This is a genomic window from Mycobacterium sp. ITM-2016-00316, from assembly GCF_002968335.2.
GTDB lineage: Bacteria > Actinomycetota > Actinomycetes > Mycobacteriales > Mycobacteriaceae > Mycobacterium.
On sequence record NZ_CP134398.1, the window covers coordinates 3,114,935 to 3,137,481 of the forward strand.

Sequence of the window (22,547 nt, forward strand, 5' to 3'; positions counted from 1 at the left end):
CGATCAGGCCTTGTGCAGGGTGAACTGACAGACGTCGGTGTATCCGTCCCGGAACAGCTCGGAGCAGCCGGTCAGGTACCGCATGTACCTGTCGTAGACCTCTTCGGACTGGATGGCGATCGCCTCGTCACGGCGAGCTTCCAGGGCGTCTGCCCAGATCGAGAGCGTCCGCGCGTAGTGCAACCGCAGCGACTGCACCCGTTGCACCTGGAATCCGGCCTTCGCGGCATGCTCCTCCACGACCGAGACGAACGGCAGCATTCCGCCCGGGAAGATCTCGTCCATGATGAATTTGAAAAACTTGAGCTTCGTCATGGTCAGCGGCAGCCCGCGGTCCCCGAACTCGGCGTCACTGGGTTTGACGATCGTGTGCAGCAGCATCGAGCCACCGGCCGGTAGCGCGGTGTAGGCCATCTTGAAGAAGTCGTCGTACCGGTTGGCGCCGAAATGCTCGAACGCGCCGATCGACACGATCCGGTCGACAGACCCGCTGAACTGTTCCCAGCCCTCGAGCAGTACCTCGCGGGACCGATCGGTGTCCAGGCCGTCGAAAAGCTCCTGGACATGGGCCTGCTGGTTGCGACTCAACGTCAGCCCGACCACATCGACGTCGTAACGTTCGATGGCGCGCTTGAGGGTGGCGCCCCACCCGCAGCCGACGTCGAGGAGCTTCATCCCCGGCTCCAGCCCCAGTTTGCCCAGCGAGAGGTCGATCTTCGCGTACTGAGCCTCTTCCAGGGTCATGTCGTCGCGTTCGAAATAGGCACAGCTGTAGGTCTGGGTGGGATCCAGAAACAGCCGGAAAAAGTCGTCCGACAGGTCGTAATGCGCCTGCACGTCCTCGAAATGCGGTTTGAGACCGGTTTCGGGAACTCGGTTGTCTGATGCGGGCAAGTCAGCCCTTTCACTAGTGACACGTACATGGACCGGCTCGTTGCGTGAACCCTCCCCCGTTGCGTGGAGTTTACGCCCGGGAGCAGCAACCGTTTACATCAGCGAACAGTGTCTGGCATGTGGCCCGCTCCGGCAGGCGTTCAACCAGCGGCTTTCACCTGCGAACTCTAGCCTGGACAACAGGGCAGAACCCGAGCCGGAGCGAACTGCCCATCATCTCTTGTGCTGGGCCCAGCAACGGCCCAAAGTGGAGAAATGACCGAACAATGGATCCAGGGGCGCACCCTACAGCGGATCATGTTCCGCGACGGTCTGGTGCTCAACCTGGACGAATACAACGAGCTCGTCATCTCCGCACCGCTGGAGCTGACGTTGCCCGATATCGCCGGCGCCCCCTCGGGAGCGTCCGAGGTGGTGGCCATCGATCCGACCGCCGTACGCAACGAGCAGAAGCCGCTCTTCGACTTCGCCGGCACCACGTGCACGCATGCCGACTGGGATGAGGACGGCAGCCTGCACCTGCAGTTCTCCGGCGGGCAGCACATCGACGTCCCCAGCGACGATGCGCACACCTCGTGGGAGTTGTACGGCAAGCTCCACGGGTACGCGGCATGCCTGCCACACGGGCGGGTCCGCGTGGTGCGTCACGACCTGCCCGACTGAGCGGCCGGTTCAAAACCCGGTGACCCGCGCGCGGCGAACCTAAGCTACGGCCATGCCGATCGCGACACGTGTCAACGGATCGCAGCCCCCGCAGGTCGATCTGGCCGAGGTCGATCTCGGCTCCTGGCGCTTCTGGTCGCGGGACGACGACTTCCGCGACGCCGCCTTCGCCACCCTGCGCCGCGAAGCGCCGGTCTCCTTTCACGCGCCGATCACCGCGGAAGGTGTCGACGCCGGCGCCGGACACTGGGCCTTGGCGCGCTACGACGACGTGCACTTCGCGAGCCGGCACCCCGACGTGTTCAGCTCCAGCCCGAACATCACCATCGGCGACCAGACGCCCGAGCTCGCCGAGTACTTCGGATCGATGATCGCGATGGACGACCCGCGGCACAGCAGGCTGCGCAATATCGTGCGCAGCGCCTTTACTCCCAAGGTGCTCGCCCGGATCGAGGAATCGGTACTCGAACGCGCCCGCCACCTGGTGTCACGGATGGTCGCCGACCATCCCGACGGCCGGGCCGACCTGGTGACGACGCTGGCCGGCCCACTACCGCTGCAGGTCATCTGCGACATGATGGGCATCGACGAGCACGATCACGACAAGATCTTCCACTGGACGAATGTGATCCTCGGTTTCGGAGACCCGGACCTCACCACCGATTTCGACGAGTTCGCGCACGTCGCCATGGATATCGGCGCGTACGCCAAGGATCTGGCCGAGGACCGTCGGGCTCGACCGGGCGATGACCTGACCACCGCACTGGTGGCCGCCGAAGTGGACGGTGAACAGTTGACGTCGGCGGAAGTGGCCTCCTTCTTCATCCTGCTCGTGGTGGCAGGCAACGAAACCACCCGCAACGCGATCAGCCATGGTGTCGCCGCGTTGAGCCGCTTTCCCGAAGAACGCGACCTCTGGTGGTCGGACTACGACGCGCTCGCGCCGACCGCCGTCGAGGAGATCATCCGCTGGGCCTCCCCGGTGGCCTACATGCGGCGCACCCTCACCCGCGATACCGAACTGAGCGGTGTGGCGATGGCCGCCGGCGACAAGGTCACCCTGTGGTACGGATCGGCCAACCGCGACGAAACCCGTTTCCTCGACCCCTGGCGTTTCGACATCCGGCGCAGCCCCAACCCGCATGTCGGGTTCGGGGGCGGCGGGGCACATTTCTGCCTGGGCGCCAACCTGGCCCGTCGGGAGATCACGGTCGCGTTCGAGGAGTTGCACAGGCAGATACCGGATCTGGCGGCCGATGCCGAGCCGGATCGGCTGCTGTCGCCCTTCATCCACGGCATCAAGCGCCTGCCGGTGCGGTGGACGCGCGCAGGCTGAACCCAGGCCCTACAGCGTTGCGGTGAGCGGTCCGGCAGATCGGCAGAACGTGACCGGCGGGCTACCGGCATTGGCGCAGCTGCGGCCGGTGGCCACATAGCTGGCCCCCGGGGTGTACGGGGCGAAGTTCACCCGCGCGGTTCCCGGCCCTTCGGCCTGCACACATACCGGTGCGACCGTGCTGCCCACAAGTTGTAGGCAGGCGACCTGCAGCTGCGGCGCGGCACGGTTGCAGGCCCCCGGCGACGCCGAGGCCGACACCATGGCGGTGCCGGACACGTCGATCACCTGCGGTGCCGTCAGCGTTGTGGCACAGCCCGGGTCTGCAGGTGCCGCGGCGGCCTGACCCGCGCCGCTCAGCGCAGCCACCATCAGAGCGGGTATCGCCAATCCGGACCACGGCACCGCGGAGACCACCATGCCCGGAATCGTAGGGCACCGGTGCGCCGTCCATACCCGGCTGCGCAATTTCGGTGTCAGCGCCGGGCGAGCACGTCGAGCATGCCGGCAGCGGCGCGCGGCCAGGTGAACTGTTCGGCACGGCGGCGCGCGTCGATCCGGCGTTGCGTTTCGGGCCGGGCGACCACGGAGGTGACCGCCCGCGCGATGGCCGCCGGATCGTTGTCCGCGGTAGCACCGCTGTCGGCGGTGAGGATCTCGGCGAGCGCCGAGGTGCGCGACACCACCGCGGGCGTGCCACAGGCCAGTGCCTCCAACGCCGCCAGGCCGAAGGTCTCGTGCGGGCCCGGCGCCAGCGCGACATCGGCGGAGGCCAGGATGGCGGCTACCGTATCGCGGCACCCGATGAAACCGGTGAAATCCACGGGTAGCCCTGCCGCCTGACGTTCCAGCCGGGCCCGCAACGGCCCTTCACCGACCACCACCAGACGCGCATCGATGCCCGAGTCACGCAGCGCGCCAACGGTGTCGATACTGCGGTGGGCGTGCTTCTCCACCGACAGCCTGCCGCAGTGCACCAGCAGAGTCTGGTCGGGTTGCGCCCAGCGGCTGCGCAACTGCGCGCTGCGGTGCCGCGGATGGAACTGATGGAGGTCGACGCCGAGGGGCACGGTGACGACATTGTCCGCACCGATCCGGTCGAACTCCTCGCGGGCAAATGCCGTCGTGCAGACCACCGCGTCGTAGTTGTGTGCGGTGCGGCGATTGGCGATGTCGGCGACCGCGCGCGCCGCGCCGGCCGGCAGGATCTGCCCGACCAGGCGGTCCAGCCGTTCGTGGGAGATCATCACCGTGGCCACGCCCCGCCGCCTGCCCCACGGGCCGAGCGAGCGCAGCGTGAGCCGGTCGGACACCTCCAGGGCGTCGGGCTCCAGCTCGGCCAGCAACGCGGTGACCGGGCCGGGCAGTACCGCGCGGTACCCACCGGTGAGCGGAATCAGCTTCGCGGGCAGCGACAGCCGGGTGACGCCCGTTTCCAAGGTGTGCCGCGCGGCCCGGTCACCGGGTACCACCAGGGTGACCTGGTGACCGGCCGCGGCATATTCCGCGCCGAGCCGGTCGATGGCGGTCCGCAGCCCCCCGGACCGCGGACCGTAGAAGTTCGCGACCTGCACGACTCGCATGTGCCCATCACAGCCGCCACCCATGTGCGCACGAACACGCCGGGCCTACCGGTGCGTTAACGCAGGGTGAATGTGCGCTATGCGGGTTCGCCCACGAGGTTCGGTGTCCACGCGCATACTTTGCGTCCATGGCCGGATTACCGGGCCCCGGGGCATTGCGCGGCCGGGTTGCCGTCGTGGCCGGCGCCACCCGAGGCGCCGGCCGGGGTATTGCTGCAGCATTGGGCGAGGCGGGGGCGACCGTCATCTGCACCGGCCGCAGCAGCGTGACAGGACGCGGCGGTTCGGACTATGACCGCCCGGAAACCATCGAAGAGACTGCGGCACTGGTGAATACGCTTGGCGGCGTCGGAGTGGCGGTCCAGGTGGACCATCTGGTGCCCGATCAGGTTCGTGCGCTGGCAGACCGTATCCGCACCGACCACGGAACCATCGACATTCTGGTGAACGACATCTGGGGCGCGGAAGTGCTGAAGGGGCCGCCGGCGACATGGGGGCGGCCGATGTGGGAACACGACCTCGACGACGGGCTGCGCATCATCGATCTCGGCGTTCGCACGCACCTGATCACTTCACATTGCCTGCTCCCGCTGCTGGTCACCCGACCCGGGGGCCTGCTGGTCGAAATCACCGATGGCACAACGGAATACAATGCCGAGACGTTTCGGCTGTCGGTTTTCTACGATCTCGCCAAGATGGCCGTCAACCGGCTCGCCTTCAGCCACGGCCACGAACTGCGACAGGTCGGCGCCACCGCCGTCGCGGTCAGCCCAGGCTGGCTCCGCTCGGAAATGATGCTGGACAACTACGGGGTGACCGAGGACAACTGGCGCACCGCCCTACACGCCGGCCGTGACGACGGGTACCCGAGCGCGCCGCCGGGATTCGCCGAGTCCGAGACGCCGCGGTTCGTCGGACGAGGAGTCGCCGCGATGGCGGCCGATGAGATGCGCACGCGCTGGAATCAGCGGTCGGTCACCTCGGTGGAGCTGGCCAGGGAGTACGGGTTCACCGATATCGACGGCTACTGCCCGGACGGCTGGGGCACGGACTGAGCCCGGTCAGCCGACGTGCACGGACAGCCAATCCAGTGTCCGTCGCCAGGCGTCGGCGGCGGCGCCGGCGTCATATCGGTCACCGGTGTCGTTGAAGAACGCGTGATTGGCCCCGGGCTCGGTCACCAGTTCATGGACCAGCCCGGCCCGCTCCAGGGCGGCCCGGGCGACCGGCTCGGTGGCATTGACCCGCTGGTCGAGTTCACCGTAGAAACCGAGCACGGCGACGCCTTTCGATCCGGCGAAGTCGGGGTCGTCGGGGGTTGGCCCGTAGAAGGGGAAGGCCGCGGCCAATTCGGGAGTTCCCGCAGCCAACAGCCGCCACACCAGTCCGCCGCCCATACAGAAGCCGACGGCTGCGACCTCGGCCCCCGGCGTGCGTGCCGCGACCTCGCCGAGCCCGGATTTCAGGTCGGCGACCATGTCCTCGGGCACGCGGTTGCCCAGTGCGGCGGTCGCCTCGGCGGGGTCGGCGAAGGTAGCGGTGCCCCCGTTCTCGGAGAGCAGGTCGATCGCGAGGCTCGAGTAGCCGACGCCGGCGAGCCGGCCGGCCACCGAGCGAACCCAGTCGTTGAGGCCCTTGTTCTCGTGGATCACCAGAATGGCGCCCTTGGGTTCGGCCGCCTGCGCCCACGCGCCCTGCAGTTCACCCTTCGGGCCGGCCCAGCTGATCGCGGTGGTCTCCAACGCGGTGTCCATCCCGGGTGGCGCCGCCGCCGGGGTGGCCGTCTCGGTCGATGACGGTGCCGGTTGGGCGGGCTTCGATCCGCAGGCCGCGATCAGCGCGGTCGCCGCGGACGCGCCCACACCCAGCAACGCGAGTCGACGCATCGCTTCGCGCCGGGACAGCAGCCCATCCACATGGTCGGTCGCGATCTCTTCGGCGATATAGCGCTGCAAGGGAGTCACGGGTCCGATTATGCGCCGACCCCAGTAGACACCTTTTGGAATCTGTTCACGATTTTCGTTGACACCCGCTCGACCGCACTGCTCTGATGTCTGGGTGACCTACGACACAATCATCCGCGGGGGCCGCTGGTTCGACGGGACGGGCGCGCCGTCGGCGGTCCGCAACATCGGCATCCGGGACGGCCAGGTCGCCACGATCAGCGCTGAACCCCTGGACGAAACCGGGTGTCCCCAGATCCTCGACGCCTCCGGGAAATGGGTGCTGCCCGGCATGCTCGACATCCACACCCACTACGACATCGAGGTGCTCGGCCTGCCGTCACTGCCCGAATCACTGCGCCACGGCGTCACCACCGTGATGCTCGGCTCGTGCTCGCTGTCGACGGTGCACGTCGGTGCCGCCGATGCGGGCGATCTCTTCGGCCGGGTGGAGGCCATCCCCCGCGAGTTCGTCATCGACACCGTCGAGAAGAACAAGACGTGGAGCGGGGCCGAGCAATATGTCGAGGCACTGGAGTCGCTGCCGCTGGGCCCCAACCTCGCCGCCTTCATCGGCCACTCCGATATGCGCACCGCGGTGATGGGATTGGACCGCGCCACCCGCAGACGGCACCGCCCCACCCGGGGCGAGCAGGCTCGGATGGAAGCCATGCTCACCGAGGCGCTCGACGCCGGCTTCGTCGGACTGTCCTCACAACAACTGCTTTTCGACAAAATCGACGGAGACATCTGCCGATCACGGACGCTGCCGTCGACCTACGCCGGGCCACGCGAGTTACGACGGCTGAAGTCCTTGCTGCGCCGCGCCGGCCGGGTGTTGCAGTCCGGACCGGATATCCAGAATCCACTCAACCTGGCGTCGCAGCTGGCCCAGTCGCTGGGTGTGTTCCGCAATCCCCTCAAGACCAGCCTGCTGTCCGCGGCGGATATCAAGGCCAATCCGCATGCCATCAAGCTGCTCGGCCCGCTCGCGCGAGTCATCAACGGCCTGGGCGGCAACTTCCGCTGGCAACACCTGCCGGTCCCGTTCGAGGTCTACGCCGACGGTATCGACCTGGTGGTATTCGAGGAATTCGGCGCCGGCGCCGCCGCCCTGCACCTGCGCGACGAAGTGGAACGCAACGATCTGCTGCGCGATGAGCTGTACCGCAGGCAGTTCCGCAAAGACTACGAGAACCGCTTCGGCGTCCGGGTGTGGCAGCGCGACTTCCACGATGCCGAGATCGTGGACTGCCCGGACAGCTCCGTCATCGGCCACTCCTTCGGCCAGGTCGGTCTGGACCGCGGCGTGCACCCGGTGGACGCCTTCCTGGACCTGGTGTGCGAGCACGGACGCGCGCTGCGCTGGCGTACCACCATCTCCAATCACCGGCCCGACGTGCTGAAGAAGCTGGCCCGCGAACCCGGGATCCAGCTCGGCTTCTCCGATGCCGGGGCGCACCTGCGGAACATGGCGTTCTACAACATGGGCCTGCGGCTGCTCAAGCACGTGCGCGACGCCGAGAATGCCGGTACGCCGTTCATGACGATCGAACGGGCCGTCCATCGGCTCACCGGCGAGCTGGCCGACTGGTACCGGCTCGACGCCGGGCACCTGCGCATCGGAGACCGCGCCGATGTCGTCATCGTCGATCCCACCCGCCTCGACGCCTCCCTGGAGGCCTACGCCGAACACACCGTCGACTGCTACGGCGGGCTGTCCCGAATGGTCAACCGCAACGATGACACCGTCAATGCCGTCCTGGTGGGTGGTCGCGCGGTGTTCCTCGATGGCCGGCCGACCGAGCTACTCGGCACGCAGCGCACCGGGCGGTTCCTACGGGCAGCGCACCGCTCCCCCGCACTGCCCACCGACAAGAACGAATTGGCCCGTGTCAGCTGAACTCACCGTCCTGGGCATGTGGCGGGCACTGTCGGCGCGCGATTGGGATCAGGTGCAGACGTACCTCGCGCCGGACTGCATCTACGCCGATATGCCGGTGGGCCCGGCCGCCGCGGCCCGCGGACCCGAGGACATCGTCAAACGCCTCAAGATCGGGCTGGAAGTCCTTGCCGGCTACGAGAACCACGACGGGTTGCTGGTCGCCGACGGACCCAACGTCATGTACGAGCACTCCGAAACCTGGACGTGGCCGACCGGTGAGGTCGCACAGTTGCGCTTCGTCACGGTGCACAAGGTCGTCGACGACAGGATCACCATCTGGAAGGACTACTGGGACATGAGTGCGCTGGCCAATTTCGCGCCGCCGAACTGGCTGGACGATTTCGCCACCGCCGACATGTCCTGGGTCTACGACGCGACCGATCTGCTCTGAGGACCGCGGTCCGCGCCATAGACTCCTACAGGTGACCGAGACCGCGTTACCGCCCGGGCCACCGCTGCCGCCGGGCGTCCAGGCCGGGCTGATGACGAAGTTCTGGCCCCGGTTCGTCTCGGCCTGCCATCGCCGCTACGGGGATGTGTTCACGCTGCGGGTCGCCTCCATGGGCACCCTGATCTATCTGGCCCGACCCGATGACATCAAGACCGTCTTCGGCGGCGATCCCGCGGTCTACCATGCGGGCGAAGCCAATTCGATGCTGGCGGGGCTGTTGGGATCCAGCTCGGTGCTGGTCGTCGATGATGAAGAGCACCGCGATCGCAGGCGGCTGATGCTGGCGCCCTTTCGCCGGGAGGCGGTGGCCCGCCAGACCGGGCTGATCGCCCGGATCGCGGCGGACAACATCGCGGGCTGGCCGGTCGGCCGTCCGTTCGCGGTGGCCCCGAAGATGTCCGAGATCACGCTCGAGGTGATCCTGCGGACCGTCATCGGGGCCACTGACGAACACCGGCTGGCCCAGTTGCGCGCCATCATGCCGAAACTGCTCAGCATCGGCGTGTGGGAGTACCTGGCGATCAACACACCCGGTCTTCAGCGCCTCGCGCCGTGGCGCCCGTTCCGGGACCGCTTACGCGAGGCCGACCGCCTGCTCTACGCCGAGATCGCCGAACGCCGGGCCGATCCCGATCTGAACGCCCGGACCGACGCGCTGGCGATGATGATCCGCACCGGCGACATGACCGACACCCAACTCCGCGATCAACTGATGACCCTGCTCGTCGCCGGTCACGACACCACCGCGACCTCACTGTCGTGGGCGCTGGAACGATTGACCCGGCACCCGGCGGTGCTGGCGAAGGCCGTGCACGCGGCACGCACCGGCGCCGACGAATACCTCGACGCCGTGTGCAAGGAGGTGCTGCGGATCCGGCCGGTGGTGTTCGATATCGGTCGCATCCTGACCGAGCCGACGGACGTCGCCGGGTACCGGCTGCCCGCCGGTGTGATGGTGGCACCGGGAATCGGACTGGTCCACCGCGACGCCGGGCAGTACCCGGATCCCGACCGGTTCGACCCGGACCGCATGCTCGGCGCCGGCCTGGGCCCGACGACATGGCTGCCCTTCGGCGGCGGCAATCGCCGGTGCCTCGGCGCGAACTTCGCCCTGGTGGAGATGGCGGTGGTGTTGGGTGAGGTGCTGCGCCACGTCGATCTGCACACCAGTACCGCTCGCGCCGAGCGGCCACGGGTCAAGGGCGTCATCCTGATTCCGCACCGGGGCGCCAGGATCCGCGCCCGGGCGGTCGACACCCTCGCGGGCGCGACATGCCCGGCCCATCCGTCCGGCGACGTTCGAACCGAACTGACCTCGGGTACGTGATACCCGCTGAGGCCCGCAGCATTCCGCCGTGGACCCGTTGATCCCACCGGAGGTCCCCGTGACATTCCCGTTCTCCCGGCGCCTGCGTGCGCTCGCCGTCTGTCTGCTGGCCTCGGGCCTGATGCTCGGCATTGCGGGCGCACCGACCGCGATGGCCGATGACCGCCTCCAATTCACCGGCACCACCTTGTCGGGCGCTGCGTTCGACGGCGCGAGCTTGCAGGGCAAGCCCGCGGTGCTGTGGTTCTGGACGCCGTGGTGCCCGTTCTGCAATCAGGAGGCACCCACCGTCAGCAAGGTGACGGCGGCGAACCCTGAGGTGACCTTCGTCGGGATCGCGGCGCGCTCCGACGTCGCGGCCATGCAGCAATTCGCGTCGCGCTACAAGCTTGGCTTCACCAACCTCAACGACGCCGACGGATCCCTGTGGGCGACGTTCAACGTGCCCTGGCAGCCGGCCTATCTGTTCGTCGAAGCGGACGGCACCTCGAGCTTCGTGAACAATCCGACCTCGGCCATGTCGGAACAGGATCTGTCGGCCCGGGTCAGCGCGCTCACCGCCTAGATGGACGACGATCTGCTCGGTCTGGCGTTCGCGGCCGGGTTGATCGCGGCGGTCAATCCGTGCGGATTCGCCATGCTCCCCGGCTATCTCGGCCTTGTCATCCGGACCGATGTGGGCCCCGGACGAGCGGTGGGGCGAGCCGTGCTCGCCACCGCGGCCATGACGGCCGGGGTGCTGGTGGTGTTCGCCGGGTTCGGGGCGCTGACGGTGTCCGTGGCCTCGACGGTGCAGCAGTATGTGCCGTTCGCCACCGTGCTGATCGGCGTTGCCCTGGTGGTTCTCGGCGGGTGGTTGCTGGCCGGGAAATCGGCGGCCGTGCCCGTGCGACCCGGTTCGCGGTGGGCGCCGACCGCGCGCATCGGATCCATGCTCGGGTACGGGGTGGGGTTCGCGCTGGCCTCGCTGTCCTGCACGGTAGGACCGTTCCTGGCGGTGACCGCCAGTGCGGCCCGCACCGCGTCATGGCGCGACAGCGTGCTGGTGTACCTGGCGTACGCGGGCGGCTTCGCGGTGATCGTGGGGGCGCTGGCGGTGTCCACCGCGCTCGCCAGCTCCGCGCTACTCGACCGGGTCCGACGAATCCTGCCGTACGTCAACAGGATCAGCGGAGCGCTGCTCATCCTGGTTGGCGCGTACGTGGCGTACTACGGCGTCTACGAGATCCGGCTGTTCCATGCCTCCGGCAACCCCGCGGACCCGGTGGTCGGCGCGGCCGGCCGCGTGCAGGGCGCGCTGGCCGGCTGGGTGCACGACCATGGTGGATGGCCGTGGCTGGCAGTGCTTTTGGTGGTGCCGGCGATCATGGTCGCGTTCGGATTCAGCCGGCGAGCAGCACGGTCCCGGCGACGACCAGCGACCCCACCTTGACCAACTCGAGGGCGACATAGACATAGTGCGCCCGGGACCGAGGGAGCTGCGGGGCCTCCGGTCCGGCGGCCAGCACGGCATCGGAGCGTTTGGCCAACTGCGGCCGTACGCCCATCAGTTGGGCGGCCAGCGCGATCACCGCGATGGTGACCGCGATCAGTTCCAGCCCCGATGCGCCCGTCAGCAGCAGCGCAATCATGATGGACACGGCCAGAACCACTTCGGCGCCGTTGAGCGCGCGGAAAACCAGTCGGCCGATCCCGAGCCCGATCTGTAAGGTCACACCGGGCGCCCGGAATTTCAGCGGCGCCTCGATGAACGAGATCGCAAGCACCATGCCCAGCCAGACAAATGTCAGGGCTGCCGCGATTCCCGCCGCCAGTGTCATCGAGCTACTCCAATCGGTAGACGCGTCGGGCGTTCTGGTGTGCCGTCAAATCGACCACTCGGATGGCATCGGCCAGACCCCACTCTCCGCTGCGCACGAAGGCATCGAGGACCGAGTGAATTCCCCTGCGCCACAGCATTGCTCCCAGATAATGCAGCTCCGGCGGGCCGAATCCGTCCGAGGAGTACAGAATCTTGCGGAACGGGGCCATCTCCAGTAACCGGGCGATGAATGCGCTCGACCTTGCGCCGAGGTGGTTGATCGCCAGGCCGCCGTCGAGATAGACGTGGTTGAACGCCTGGGCCAGATAGCCGGCTTCCCGTTCGAACGGATAGCAGTGCAGCAGCATGATCGGCGTGTCACCGGCCTCACGCAGAAAGCTCGACAGGTGCAACGGATTTGCGGCATCCAGATCGCAATCCCTGTCCCCGAAGCCGATGTGGAATTGCAGCGGCTTGTTCAACCGGAGCGCTTGGTGCAGACCGAAACGAAGCAGCACCCGGTCCGTGAGGCGTCGGACGCCCGCCGCGCGCCATCGCTGCGCCGCCTCCCTGACGTCGCGCTGCGACGGTTCGGACAGGTCTCCGCGCAGGCCGCCCCGATAGGCCAGGATCGATTTGGTGGCCACCGCCCGGGCGCCCCGATCGGCGAGCATCGCCTCGAACGCGGCCGCATAGTCCCCCGGTTGCGCGGCAGCGTCTTCGGCCAGCGATTCCAGTCGGACCACTTCATGGACCCGGCCACTGCCGGCGCCCGCCATCGCAGGAAGATCACTGATGCCCTCCCCGAATCCGGTGTCCACCAGCCAGTCGGTGACCCCGGCGGCACCCAGAAAGCGTTGTGCGAGCTCGGCATCCGGAACCATGCTGCGAGCCGTCCAATAGCTGTCGGCATCGGCATGGGCAGGCAGGCCCAACAGCGGTGCACAGTGCGCACGCACCGCAAAGCCGAGTTGGGTGTCGAAACCGGAGTCGAAGGCGGCCAACGGCTCGGTGTTGGCCTCGTTGAGGCCGTTCTCGAACGCGCCCCGAGGCCCGGTGTGCGTCCAATAGCCGTGCACGTGGTGATCGACCAACGGGACCGCGCCGATGTGTTCGGCCAGCGGATCTTCCATTACAGACTCCAGGCCAGCCGAAACTGATCGGCGAGCTCAGGGTCTGTGCGGTCGGCGTAGGTCTGCTGCTCATAGCGGCGGACGGCCACCGTGGCGTCGACCACGGCATCGCCCAGGATGTCGCGGATCAGTGTCGAGCCCTCCAGCGCGTCGAGCACGTCAGCCTGCTGCGCCGGCAGGGTGGTGACCCCGGCATCGGTGCGCTGGGCCTCGCTCAGCGTGGCCGGGTCGACACGGATCTCGTCCGGAATCGGTAGCCCGCGGGTGATTCCGTCCAGCGCCAATCCGAGGATCGCCGCGGTTGCCAGATAGGGATTCGCGGCGGGGTCGACCACTTTGACCTCCACGTGCGCACCGTAGGGATTGCTCGGCCCGCCGAGCAGAAAGCGCACCGCAGCCTCCCTGTTCTCGGTTCCCCAACAGACATGCGCACCCGACCAGTGGCCAGGTTGAGTGCGCAGGCCGGAGAGGATCGAACCACACAGCACCCCTTGGGCGTCCGCCAGACCGGCCAGCAGACCGGCAATCGCCGACTCTCCCTCCGGAGTCATACCGTGCACGCCGGGACCGCCGGAGAATAGCGGTAGGCCTTTGCGGGAGATCGAGATGTGTTGATGCGCGCCGGATCCCACGCTGCCGGCGAAAGGTACCGGCGACAGGCTGACCCGCAGACCATGTCGGCGCGCCGTTCGGCAGACCACCATCCGGGCCAGGATCAGCTGGTCGGCCGCTGTCACCGGATCCGCTGGAGCCAAGGAGATCTCGAACTGGTTGACACCGTACTCCGGATGGATCTGTTCGATGGCCAGCCCGGATCGGTCGGCGGCATCGATCACGTCACGGACGAAGCCCTCGAACTCGAGCAGGCCTGCCAGGCCGTACTGCGCCCACAGTGCCGACGGCAGCGCCGCGCCGTCCGGTCCGACGAGCACGAACTCGAGTTCATGGCCGACCATGCTGTCGATACCGGCGTCGGCCAGCCGGCGCTGCACCCGCTGCAGGGCGCCGCGGCCGCAGTATGGATCCGGGCTGCCGTCCTGAGCGAAGAAAAACCCCGGCGCCCAGGCGATTCCGTCGCCCACGATGCGCAGCCCCGCGAGATCGATCCGGACACGCTGGTCTCCGATGACGCCGGTGTGTTCGCCGAACACGATGCCGGCCTGGTCGATGGCGAACACATGCCAGACCGGGCTGGCGCCCAGACCAGGTTCGGCGAAATTCGACATCCTGTGCAACGGCACCGCCTTGGCCAGCGTCAGGCCGGCCGGATTGACCACGGTGCCGATCACGGTCCGGACGCCGGCAGCCTCCAATGTTGCGATGGCCGAGGCGCCATGGGGTTCGGCTGCCGGGATACTCACATCGGCCATTGTGCTACGCGGCGCTGGGGCTAGAGCGTGATCTTGCAGGACTGGCCGATGTCGAGGGTCCGCAGCATGCGGCCCATGCCCAGCCACATGGCGCACGAGAGGGCGAGGTCGGTCAGCAGTTCGTCGCTGAACTCCGCGCGGCAGCGCTCCCAGAACTCTTCGTCATCGCGCAGGCCGGTGTGGTCGGCGGCGAAACGCTCGGCGAATTCGGCGGCGACGCGCTCCTGCCCGCTGAAGCCCGGCCAGGTCCGCCACACCGCGGCGTGCTCGTAGAGGTCTTCATCAACTCCAGCCGCCGGCCCGACAGAGTCACGCGTGTTCTGGCAGACGACGCACTCGTTGTCCAGTGCGATCACCATCCGGGCCAGTTCCCGGACCCGCATGGGCAGCCGGTTCTTGTTGTAGACGGCGTGGGTGTATCCGGCCATCGCAACACCGATGTCGGGTGACTTGGTGATCCATGCGGCGGCGTCGTCATCAGCGAAATCTCCGATACGGCTCATGCTCGAAGAATACGCGCGCACACCCTGAATTGGAACGTGTTCTAGTTTTTTCCTCCGCGCGCGGCGGCCAGCTCGGCCCGGTCTTCGACCCACTGCGGCTGCAGCACCATCCGGTGCGCGATGCGCTCCAGCGCGGCCTCGACCTGCATTCGGTCCGGCCGCCCGAGGTAGCCCGGCACCTGTGCATCCCCCGTCGCTGCGCTCGCCCCACCGGCCAGCCTGTCGACCAGCTTGCTCACCAGGGCGTCCACCGCCACCTCCACCTGTCGCGCCCCGGCCTGCGTCAGCCAGAGCTGGTCGCCGGTGCGCAGGGCGTATCCGCTCTCCACCAATCGCTCGAAGGCCGGCTCCAGCACCTCCGGCGGCAGCCGTCGCAGTTCGGCAATCTGACTGAGTGTGGCCGAGCCGTAGACCTGGTTGTGTCGGTAGATCTGGATGACGGCCCACAGCCGGGCGACATCGAGCTCACAGCCCGGATGGTCGGCCAGCCGGCGTAGCCGGATATCGGGTGAGTCCCGGAAGATCCGGGCCACCGCCATCTCGAGAATCTCGTCGGACGTCTCGGGTGCCGGCATGCCGAAGCCCTCGCCGAGATCAGTTGCCGATACCGTTTCCATTTCGCGCAGCGGAATCTCCTTGAGGAACAACGAGACCGCGAAGCCGACCAGGGCGACCGGGGCGGCGCACAAGAACACCAGCCCCAGCGAGTCTGCATAGGCGTCGATGATGGGTGCGGCCATCTCGGGAGACAGTTCCCGCAAGGCCTGTGGCGACTCGGCGGCGATCGGTGGCGCACCACTGGTGGCCAGCGCGCCCGCAATGCGGCCGGATAAGAAGTTGGCGAACAGTGAGCCGAAAATCGCTGCACCGAAGGAACTTCCGATGGTCCGGAAAAAAGTGACACCCGAGGTGGCCACCCCCAGATCGGAGAAGTTGGCGGTGTTCTGCACCACCAGGACCAGCACCTGCATGCACAGTCCGATACCGGAGCCGAGGACGAACAGATACAGCGATTGCCTCAGCAGCGAGGTGTGCGCGTCCATCGTGGACAACAACAGGAAGCCGACGAACATGATGGCGGTACCCGCGACCGGAAAGATCTTGTAGCGCCCGGTGCGACCCACGATCGAACCGCTGCCGATCGAGGTGATCAGCATGCCGGCCACCATCGGCAGTGTGCGCAGGCCCGACACCGTCGCCGATACCCCGTCCACGAACTGCATGAACGTCGGCAGGAACGTCATCGCGCCCAGCATCGCGAAACCGACGATGAACGCCAGCACGCAGCAGACCGAGAACACCTGCCCGGCGAACAGCCTGATCGGCAGAATCGGCTCCGCCACGCGCAGCTCCACCCAGACAAATGCGGCCAAGGCGATGACGGACCCGACGAACAGCCCGATGATCATCGGGGATCCCCAGGCGTACTGAGCTCCGCCCCAGCTGGTGGCCAGTGTCAGCCCGGATGCACCGACTCCGACCAGCGCGATCCCGGCGTAGTCGATTACGGGCCGGGATTTCCTGGCCAGCGCCGGGATGGCGATGGTGGCGACCAGAAACACCACCACCGCAACGGGGACATTGATCCAGAACGCCCATCGCCACGACAGGTGATCGGTGAAGAACCCGCCGAGCAGCGGTCCGATCACGGTGGTCACACCGAAGACCGCGCCCAGCGCCCCTTGATAGCGGCCACGGTCGCGCAACGGGATCACCTCACCGATCACGGCGGTCGCTGTGACCATGAGCGCACCGCCGCCGATGCCCTGCAGGGCCCGGGCACCGACCAGCATCGACATCGAACCGGCGAGCCCGCACAGCACCGACCCGGCGAGGAAGAACACGATCGCGACCTGGAACACCGACTTGCGGCTGAACAGGTCGCCGAGCTTGCCGACGACCGCGGTGGCAATGGTCGATGCGAGCAGATAGCTGGTGACCACCCACGACTGGTGGCCAGCTCCACCGAGATCTGACACCACCGTGGGCAGTGCGGTGGCGACGATGGTCTGGTCGAGCGCAGCGAGCAGCATCCCGAGCAGCACAGCGACGAAGATGATGTTTCGTCGCTGCAGACTGATCGGTGCTGTCGCCGCGCCGGTGTCAGCGGCCGTCACGATTCCCCGGTCCTCCCCGACCCAGCAGAATATTAGCTTTGCTACCTAATATACGCGGGGCCGGGCCAGCGGCCTCGCGCTTAGCCGCTACCCCCGCCGGGCGGGCGCGACACACACTGCGCGGAGTAAAGCTCTTCGCCGAGGGTGTCCATCAACTGCAGCTGAGTTTCCAGGTAGTCGATGTGGCTTTCCTCGTCGGCGAGGATCGCCTCCAGGATGCCGGCCGAGGTGGCGTCCTGCTTCTCACGGCACATGATGATGCCGGGCCGCAGCCTGGCCACCACCTCGTATTCGACCGCGAGGTCGGATTCGAACTGCTCGCGCAGGGTCTGGCCGACACGCAGGGAGAACAGCCGCTGGTAGTTCGGCAGGCCGTCGAGGAGCAGAATCCGATCGGTGATCGTTTCCGCGTGACGCATTTCCTCGAACGATTCTTCCCGGGTGTGGCGGGCCAATTCGGTGAATCCCCAATTGTCCTGCATCTTCGAATGCAGGAAATACTGGTTGATCGCCGTGAGTTCACTGGTCAACTGTTCATTGAGCAGTTTGAGAACGTCCGGATCGCCTTGCATATCGCTCCTAGGCACCTTGAGGGCTGGTCAAGTTCGCTAAAGCCGTGCGCATCTGAATCTAGTCCAGCAGACGGGGCCCGGCGAGAGCGGCGGCGGCGGTTCGAGAACAATTTTGGGGCGGCTGCGGCGCGCCGTAGGTGAGGCTAACCCTAGTCAGGGGCCTTGTTATGGACTGGCTACCCTTAGTTAGGTTACACTGACCTAACCCGCTGGCGGTCGACGCCGGCACCCCGGATCAACGCGGATGCAATGGGAGGAACGGTGGCGGAACACACTTCCCGGTCGTTCGTTCCGGCCGGCGAATTCCGTCCGTGCAACGCGTATCTCCTACCGGCATCCACAATGGATGATCGCCATTCGACGGCGAACATGAATGCCCGCTTTCCAGACGGATACTCACCGAAATTCGGCCACGAAAACAATGGCGTCGCGCACCCCGGTTCAATTCGGTCGACGGATACGGCGGCCTGAGCCGATGTTCGTGTGTCTGTGCACCGGAGCCACCACCCAGGCCGTCCATGACGCGGTGGCCGGCGGCGCAACCACGTCCCGGCAGGTGGCAGACGCCTGCGGCGCAGGCTCGGACTGCGGACGGTGCCGTCGCACGGTGCGGGCCATCCTCGCGGCCTCCCGCACCGCCGTCGACTGCCCGGTGCACGCAGTGCGCTGAGGCCCTACCCGCGACCGTCCACGAACGAGGCCAGCGCATCCACATTGGCAGCCTGGCCCAGCAGCTCGGCGAACAGCGCATTCTCCCGCTCGCTGGCCGCGGCGATACCCGGGCGGATCGGTTCCATCATCGTCTGCTTCACCGCAAGCAGGCTGTTGAGCGGCCGCGAGGACAACACCTCGGCATGCCGACGTGCCTCGGCCAGCAAGTCTTCGGGCGCACAGACCTTCCACACCAACCCCATACGCAGCGCCTCGGCGGCGTCCACCCACTCCGAGGACAGCAGCAGCCAGGCCGCGTTCTGCCTGCCGATCAACCTCGGCAACAGATATGAGGACGCAGCCTCCGGCGGCACGCCCAGGCTGGTGAACGGGCACTTCAATCGGGCGGTGCTCGACATGAAGGCCAGGTCGGCGTAGCCGAGGATGGTGGTGCCGATGCCCAGACCGACGCCATTGACCGCACAGATGAGCGGCTTGGGAAAGGCGGCCAGTGCTTCGAGCATGCCGCGGAACCCGTGCTTGCCAGGCTGGTAGTCCGGGTCGGTGACCAGCTTCTGCATCTCCACCAGGTCGTTGCCCGCGCTGAAGGCGCGCCCGGCACCGGTCAGCAGCACCACCGAGACGTCCGGGTCCTCGGCCGCCGCCAGCAGCGCCTCCGTCGTCGCGTCGTAGAGCGCCTCACTGAAGGCATTGAGCGCCTCCGGGCGATTGAACGTCAGGGTGCGTACCCGATTCTCATCGGCGATCAACAGAGTCACGGATGCAGCGTAAGGGTCGGGGTCCACAGCACGTAGCGACTGGTCGGCACCGTGTCGATATCGCGGTCCGCGCCGAAACGCGCCACACTGGCCGCCATCCTGCCCATCCGGTCGCCCAGATCGGCATCATCGGCGGCCCCGAAGAATGCGTGCAGATCCGAAACAGCCTCGATGGGAAACAACTCTTCGACGATGGCGTCGATCGGCGGCGCGTCCGGAGTCAGCGCCCGCACCACGGTGTTCTGGGTGTACCCGAAGGTCGCCTGGGTCGCGATCGCCACCGGGGTGTGGTCGACATGCCAACGCTGCAGCCAGGTCGCCATGTCCATGTCCTGCGGTCGGCGCAGCAACGCGACATTGGCCAGTCCCGGGGTCCTGGCGCTCGGCGCGACGTCCGGCCCGGCCACGGGGACCGACTCGGTCACCAGATAGGCGGCCGATTCCTGGGATTCGGCCGCAAGCAGATCCAGCGCCTTGAGCAGCGCCGCGCCGTAGTACTGCTGCGTCCAGATGCTGACCACCGCCGACACCGGCGGATCCAGCGTGGTGAGCGTCATCATCGACGCGCTGACCACCGCGTCGCGCACGTTCACCGTCAGGCCGGCGAGATCGAGTTCGGACAATTGGGTGGCAACCCGGGTCCGCAACCGTGTGCACCATTGTTCGTCGGCAGTCGTCGAGCGCAATGTGACCATGACCTTTTCCACCCGCTGAACCTAACAAGACGATCGCACCTGCCACACCCGTCCGCGGGGTCACAATGGCGGGGTGACCATCGGCCGTCAACTGCGACTGACGTTGTATGACGCCGGCGCAGTCGCGCGCAGCCTGGCCGGTGTGCTGGCCATCGTGCTGGTGGCCGCGTGGGTGAGCACACCGGCCGCCGCAGTCAGCGCCGGCGCCGCCGCCATTGTCGCGGGGGCGAGCGCCCTGCAAGACAGTCCACGCAGCCGGTTCCTCACCGTCGTGGTGGTGTCGCTGGAGATGGCCCTCGCCGTCCTGCTGGGCTCATTGAGCGAGGGCAACAGCATCGCGTTCGTCATCGTGGCGGCGCTGTGGTGTGTGGCGGCCGGTCTGCATTGGTCGATCAGCGCCAACGCGGGTCTGGTGGCGGCCGCGGGCGCGGCGCTCATCCTGACGACGGCGCCCACATCGCACACCGTGGCATCGGTGGCGGCCACCGTCGCACTCGCCCTGACGGGCGGACTGTCGCAGGCCGTCCTGATCGCGATCTGGCCGCAGCGCCGCTGGCGCACCCAGCGCAGCGCACTCACCCGCGCCTACCTGTCACTGGCCGCCGACGCCGACCGGATCGCCGTCGACTCGGCCACCGGTGTCGAAACGGAACCGTTGATCCGGCTGCGCGAGGCCTTCACCGTGAGCGAGGCGCTGGCCAAACGTCGACCGCCGATCTACCGGGGCTGGTACAGCCTGCCCGAACGCATCGCCGAATCGCTGGCCGTGCTCGGTGTGCACAACGACGACGACGCCGTCGTGCGGGTCTTGCACAGTGCCTCCGAGTTGTTGGTCATCGTCGCCCATGCCCGGCGCCGGTCCCGCGGCGAACTCGGCTATGCGACCGGCCAATTGGACGGTGCGGCCGACGGCGTCCAAGGCGGGGCCCGCGAGGCCGCGCTGCGGTTGTCGACACAACTCCGCGAGGCCGTTGAACTGAGGTTCGGGCAGTTCGAACCCGAACAGGTGGTGGCCCTGGGGCACGGCGGTGTGCCCCACGCGCTGACCGCGATCGCCGGGCTGGTGCGCGCCCAACTCACCGGCAGCTCCCCGATCCTGCGTCACACGGTGCGACTGACCGCCGCGACCGCCGTCGGCGTGGCGTTGTGGCGTTTCGGCAGCATGCCGCACGGCGTGTGGGTGCCCCTCACTGTGCTGATGGTGCTGCGCCCCGAGACCGCGCACACCTATACCCGGTGCGTGGGGCGGATCGCAGGCACCACCGTCGGGGTGGCCGTTGCCGCGCTACTGACGTCCCTGACCGACCCGTCCGCGCTGGTGTCGGCGGTGCTGGCGGTGAGCTTCCTGGCCATGGGCTACCTGACCGCCGAATTCAGCTATGTCGGGGTGAATACGGCCATCGCGGGCGCGCTCGTCTTTCTGATCGACACCGCAGGCGCAGGCGGGGCGGAGGCGATCGGCGATCAGCTGTTGGCGGTGGTGACCGGTGGCGGGCTGGCCGTCGCTGTCCATGTGCTGGTGCCGGACAACGCGCTGGTCCGCCTGCGGCAACGCGCCGGCGAACTGCTGAAGACCGAAATCGACTATGCCGCAGCAGTGGTGAAGGCCTTCGTACACGATCTCGATCATCCGAAGGAACAGCTGGAATCGGCGTGGGGACGTGCGGTCAGCGCACGCGCTGCGTTCGAGGCCACCGCGGGTGCCACCGGCACGGAGTCCGCACAGCTGCGGCGGTGGATGCGCGCGTATCGTGCCGCACTGAACTCGGTGACCACATCGTGTGCCACTCTCGAGGCGCATCTGCCCGCGCACCCGCCGCCCAACTTGAACCGCGAATTCGTGGCCGCCGTCGACGATTACGTCAAGGCGCTGTGCGGCGATCCGGCCACCCCCGCCGCACCATGGAGTGTCGACACCGATGCACTGCTGGCGGCCAGCGCGGGTGTGCGCGATGCCGCGGCGACGCTGACCGATGCGCACGCCGCCGAGCGGCTGCTGGTCGGCGAGATCGCCACCATCACGGGGGTGGTCACCGAGGTTGCGACCCGCGATATCGGGCTCTCTAGTCCCGGGCCCACTTCGGCCGGATGAATACCCCTTCGGCCTGGACCGTGGGACCCTCGGCATCCGAGATGACGCCGGCCGCATAGGTTTTCACACCCTCGGTGCGGACAATCGCGGCCTCGACGTGCAGCGCACCCAGCGGCGTCGGACGCAGGTAGCGCATGCTGATCGTGCCGGTCAACCGCGGGCTGGCAGCCGGGCTGGCCGATTCTCCGAGCACATGGTCCAGGATCAGCGCGGCCACTCCCCCGTGCACATGCCCGGGTGGTCCCTCGTACGCGGCGCCGAGCGTGAAATCGGCGAACACCCCACCGTCGGGTTTGTGCTGGACCTGCAGCGGCGGCGCGATCGGGTTACGCAGTCCTATGACGGCGTTGCCCCAGGGCATCCGGTCTCCGTGCGCGGTGAACCGCACACCGAACGGGCCGTCGAGTTGGACGGCGCGCAGGGCCGTCGTCGCGGCGTCGATCTGGGCCTTCGCGGCGGCCACCGTGTCCGCGTCCGCCGCCGTGCGGATGGTGGCGTCGATGAGTTCACGCACCGATTCGGTGAGCGGGCGGTAAATGTCACGTAGGCGCTCGACGTCCTCGGCACTGAGGTCCTCAAGGGTGAAGTCCAGCATCCAAGAACTAGAACACGTTCTATCGACGCTGTCGAGTCATCGCCCGCGCCGACGCGGCGGCGCACCGCAAAAGTTCCTACGATGGCCACTGAGTCGG

Annotated in this window: 23 protein-coding genes; 10 read left to right on the plus strand and 13 right to left on the minus strand. The window is 67.5% G+C overall.

The genetic code is table 11. From position 1 onward, the window contains the following. Positions 1-3 precede the first annotated feature (3 nt). Entirely contained in the window at positions 4-894 is an 891-nt protein-coding gene (locus C6A86_RS15050) for a cyclopropane mycolic acid synthase family methyltransferase (RefSeq protein WP_105361846.1), read from the minus strand. 255 nt (positions 895-1,149) lie between these two features. On the opposite strand from C6A86_RS15050, the gene C6A86_RS15055 reads away from it, so the two are divergent. Then, entirely contained in the window at positions 1,150-1,557 is a 408-nt protein-coding gene (locus C6A86_RS15055; RefSeq protein WP_105361845.1) for a DUF6188 family protein, read from the plus strand. Between the two features lie 52 nt (positions 1,558-1,609). After that, positions 1,610-2,893, plus strand: a complete 1,284-nt coding sequence (locus C6A86_RS15060; protein ID WP_105361844.1) for a cytochrome P450 — start codon at positions 1,610-1,612, stop codon at positions 2,891-2,893. A gap of 9 nt (positions 2,894-2,902) precedes the next feature. On the opposite strand, the gene C6A86_RS15065 is transcribed toward C6A86_RS15060, so the two are convergent. Further along, complete coding sequence (locus C6A86_RS15065) at positions 2,903-3,313, minus strand: hypothetical protein (RefSeq protein ID WP_233212869.1); 411 nt, start codon at positions 3,311-3,313, stop codon at positions 2,903-2,905. Positions 3,314-3,369: 56 nt separating this feature from the next. Next, positions 3,370-4,476 carry a glycosyltransferase gene (locus tag C6A86_RS15070; RefSeq protein WP_105361843.1) on the minus strand — a complete coding sequence of 369 codons (1,107 nt, stop codon included), beginning with the start codon at positions 4,474-4,476 and terminating at the stop codon, positions 3,370-3,372. A gap of 128 nt (positions 4,477-4,604) precedes the next feature. Here C6A86_RS15070 and C6A86_RS15075 point away from each other — a divergent pair, with 128 nt between their 5' ends. Next, on the plus strand, positions 4,605-5,531 hold the full coding sequence (locus C6A86_RS15075) for an SDR family oxidoreductase (protein ID WP_105361842.1): 927 nt from the start codon (positions 4,605-4,607) through the stop codon (positions 5,529-5,531). 6 nt (positions 5,532-5,537) lie between these two features. Here the strand turns inward: C6A86_RS15075 and C6A86_RS15080 are convergent, their stop codons facing one another. Beyond that, a complete protein-coding gene (locus tag C6A86_RS15080) occupies positions 5,538-6,440 on the minus strand; it encodes a dienelactone hydrolase family protein (protein ID WP_105361841.1) in 903 nt (300 codons plus the stop codon). 94 nt (positions 6,441-6,534) lie between these two features. Between C6A86_RS15080 and C6A86_RS15085 the strand changes: the two genes are divergently transcribed. From C6A86_RS15085 to C6A86_RS15105, 5 genes are all read left to right on the plus strand, one after another. Continuing rightward, positions 6,535-8,322, plus strand: a complete 1,788-nt coding sequence (locus C6A86_RS15085) for an amidohydrolase family protein (protein WP_311100718.1) — start codon at positions 6,535-6,537, stop codon at positions 8,320-8,322. Then, positions 8,312-8,755 (plus strand): nuclear transport factor 2 family protein, encoded by a 444-nt coding sequence (locus tag C6A86_RS15090; protein ID WP_105361588.1) that lies wholly within the window; start codon positions 8,312-8,314, stop codon positions 8,753-8,755. The genes C6A86_RS15085 and C6A86_RS15090 overlap by 11 nt, the downstream gene beginning before the upstream one ends. A gap of 91 nt (positions 8,756-8,846) precedes the next feature. Further along, complete coding sequence (locus C6A86_RS15095) at positions 8,847-10,142, plus strand: cytochrome P450 (protein ID WP_233212842.1); 1,296 nt, start codon at positions 8,847-8,849, stop codon at positions 10,140-10,142. 121 nt (positions 10,143-10,263) lie between these two features. After that, complete coding sequence (locus tag C6A86_RS15100) at positions 10,264-10,707, plus strand: protein disulfide oxidoreductase (protein ID WP_105361593.1); 444 nt, start codon at positions 10,264-10,266, stop codon at positions 10,705-10,707. Beyond that, on the plus strand, positions 10,708-11,574 hold the full coding sequence (locus tag C6A86_RS15105; RefSeq protein WP_105361590.1) for a cytochrome c biogenesis CcdA family protein: 867 nt from the start codon (positions 10,708-10,710) through the stop codon (positions 11,572-11,574). It begins immediately after the preceding gene. Here the strand turns inward: C6A86_RS15105 and C6A86_RS15110 are convergent. The 6 genes from C6A86_RS15110 to bfr all read right to left on the minus strand — a co-directional run bounded on the left by C6A86_RS15110 (position 11,525) and on the right by bfr (position 17,638). After that, positions 11,525-11,962 carry a hypothetical protein gene (locus C6A86_RS15110; RefSeq protein ID WP_105361591.1) on the minus strand — a complete coding sequence of 146 codons (438 nt, stop codon included), beginning with the start codon at positions 11,960-11,962 and terminating at the stop codon, positions 11,525-11,527. The two genes, C6A86_RS15105 and C6A86_RS15110, sit on opposite strands and share 50 nt — an antisense overlap. 4 nt (positions 11,963-11,966) lie before the next feature. Continuing rightward, positions 11,967-13,076, minus strand: coding sequence for an amidohydrolase family protein (locus C6A86_RS15115; protein WP_105361592.1), 1,110 nt, complete (start codon positions 13,074-13,076; stop codon positions 11,967-11,969). Beyond that, positions 13,076-14,446, minus strand: coding sequence for a glutamine synthetase family protein (locus C6A86_RS15120; RefSeq protein WP_311100719.1), 1,371 nt, complete (start codon positions 14,444-14,446; stop codon positions 13,076-13,078). The genes C6A86_RS15115 and C6A86_RS15120 overlap by 1 nt, the downstream gene beginning before the upstream one ends. Positions 14,447-14,466: 20 nt before the next feature. Further along, positions 14,467-14,949: a carboxymuconolactone decarboxylase family protein gene (locus C6A86_RS15125; protein WP_105363328.1), complete on the minus strand. Its 483-nt coding sequence runs from the start codon at positions 14,947-14,949 to the stop codon at positions 14,467-14,469. A gap of 41 nt (positions 14,950-14,990) precedes the next feature. Further along, positions 14,991-17,066 (minus strand): MDR family MFS transporter, encoded by a 2,076-nt coding sequence (locus tag C6A86_RS15130; RefSeq protein WP_233213006.1) that lies wholly within the window; start codon positions 17,064-17,066, stop codon positions 14,991-14,993. An 80-nt stretch (positions 17,067-17,146) separates the two neighbouring features. Next, positions 17,147-17,638, minus strand: a complete 492-nt coding sequence (bfr, locus tag C6A86_RS15135; RefSeq protein WP_105363330.1) for a bacterioferritin — start codon at positions 17,636-17,638, stop codon at positions 17,147-17,149. A 475-nt stretch (positions 17,639-18,113) separates the two neighbouring features. Here bfr and C6A86_RS15140 point away from each other — a divergent pair, with 475 nt between their 5' ends. Further along, positions 18,114-18,308 carry a bacterioferritin-associated ferredoxin gene (locus tag C6A86_RS15140; RefSeq protein WP_105363331.1) on the plus strand — a complete coding sequence of 65 codons (195 nt, stop codon included), beginning with the start codon at positions 18,114-18,116 and terminating at the stop codon, positions 18,306-18,308. A 4-nt stretch (positions 18,309-18,312) separates the two neighbouring features. Here C6A86_RS15140 and C6A86_RS15145 read toward each other — a convergent pair whose 3' ends face one another. Further along, the gene (locus tag C6A86_RS15145) at positions 18,313-19,068 is read right to left on the minus strand and encodes an enoyl-CoA hydratase/isomerase family protein (protein WP_105363332.1); all 756 of its coding nucleotides are present in this window, start codon (positions 19,066-19,068) and stop codon (positions 18,313-18,315) included. Further along, positions 19,065-19,775, minus strand: a complete 711-nt coding sequence (locus C6A86_RS15150) for an EthD domain-containing protein (protein ID WP_105363333.1) — start codon at positions 19,773-19,775, stop codon at positions 19,065-19,067. Before C6A86_RS15150 ends, C6A86_RS15145 begins: the two co-directional genes overlap by 4 nt. Before the next feature lie 61 nt (positions 19,776-19,836). Between C6A86_RS15150 and C6A86_RS15155 the strand changes: the two genes are divergently transcribed. After that, on the plus strand, positions 19,837-21,855 hold the full coding sequence (locus C6A86_RS15155) for an FUSC family protein (RefSeq protein ID WP_105363334.1): 2,019 nt from the start codon (positions 19,837-19,839) through the stop codon (positions 21,853-21,855). On the opposite strand, the gene C6A86_RS15160 is transcribed toward C6A86_RS15155, so the two are convergent. After that, positions 21,827-22,450 carry a PaaI family thioesterase gene (locus C6A86_RS15160; protein WP_105363335.1) on the minus strand — a complete coding sequence of 208 codons (624 nt, stop codon included), beginning with the start codon at positions 22,448-22,450 and terminating at the stop codon, positions 21,827-21,829. The genes C6A86_RS15155 and C6A86_RS15160 overlap by 29 nt on opposite strands. Positions 22,451-22,547: the final 97 nt, after the last annotated feature.

Coding starts and splice junctions, on each gene's coding strand:
- C6A86_RS15110 (WP_105361591.1), bottom strand. CDS start 11,962: ATGACACTGGCGGCGGGAATCGCGGCAGCCCTGACATTTGTCTGGCTG.
- C6A86_RS15065 (WP_233212869.1), bottom strand. CDS start 3,313: ATGGTGGTCTCCGCGGTGCCGTGGTCCGGATTGGCGATACCCGCTCTG.
- C6A86_RS15160 (WP_105363335.1), bottom strand. CDS start 22,450: ATGCTGGACTTCACCCTTGAGGACCTCAGTGCCGAGGACGTCGAGCGC.
- C6A86_RS15120 (WP_311100719.1), bottom strand. CDS start 14,446: ATGGCCGATGTGAGTATCCCGGCAGCCGAACCCCATGGCGCCTCGGCC.
- C6A86_RS15125 (WP_105363328.1), bottom strand. CDS start 14,949: ATGAGCCGTATCGGAGATTTCGCTGATGACGACGCCGCCGCATGGATC.
- C6A86_RS15140 (WP_105363331.1), top strand. CDS start 18,114: ATGTTCGTGTGTCTGTGCACCGGAGCCACCACCCAGGCCGTCCATGAC.
- C6A86_RS15055 (WP_105361845.1), top strand. CDS start 1,150: ATGACCGAACAATGGATCCAGGGGCGCACCCTACAGCGGATCATGTTC.
- C6A86_RS15115 (WP_105361592.1), bottom strand. CDS start 13,076: ATGGAAGATCCGCTGGCCGAACACATCGGCGCGGTCCCGTTGGTCGAT.
- C6A86_RS15075 (WP_105361842.1), top strand. CDS start 4,605: ATGGCCGGATTACCGGGCCCCGGGGCATTGCGCGGCCGGGTTGCCGTC.
- bfr (WP_105363330.1), bottom strand. CDS start 17,638: ATGCAAGGCGATCCGGACGTTCTCAAACTGCTCAATGAACAGTTGACC.
- C6A86_RS15105 (WP_105361590.1), top strand. CDS start 10,708: ATGGACGACGATCTGCTCGGTCTGGCGTTCGCGGCCGGGTTGATCGCG.
- C6A86_RS15100 (WP_105361593.1), top strand. CDS start 10,264: ATGCTCGGCATTGCGGGCGCACCGACCGCGATGGCCGATGACCGCCTC.
- C6A86_RS15060 (WP_105361844.1), top strand. CDS start 1,610: ATGCCGATCGCGACACGTGTCAACGGATCGCAGCCCCCGCAGGTCGAT.
- C6A86_RS15070 (WP_105361843.1), bottom strand. CDS start 4,476: ATGCGAGTCGTGCAGGTCGCGAACTTCTACGGTCCGCGGTCCGGGGGG.
- C6A86_RS15095 (WP_233212842.1), top strand. CDS start 8,847: ATGACGAAGTTCTGGCCCCGGTTCGTCTCGGCCTGCCATCGCCGCTAC.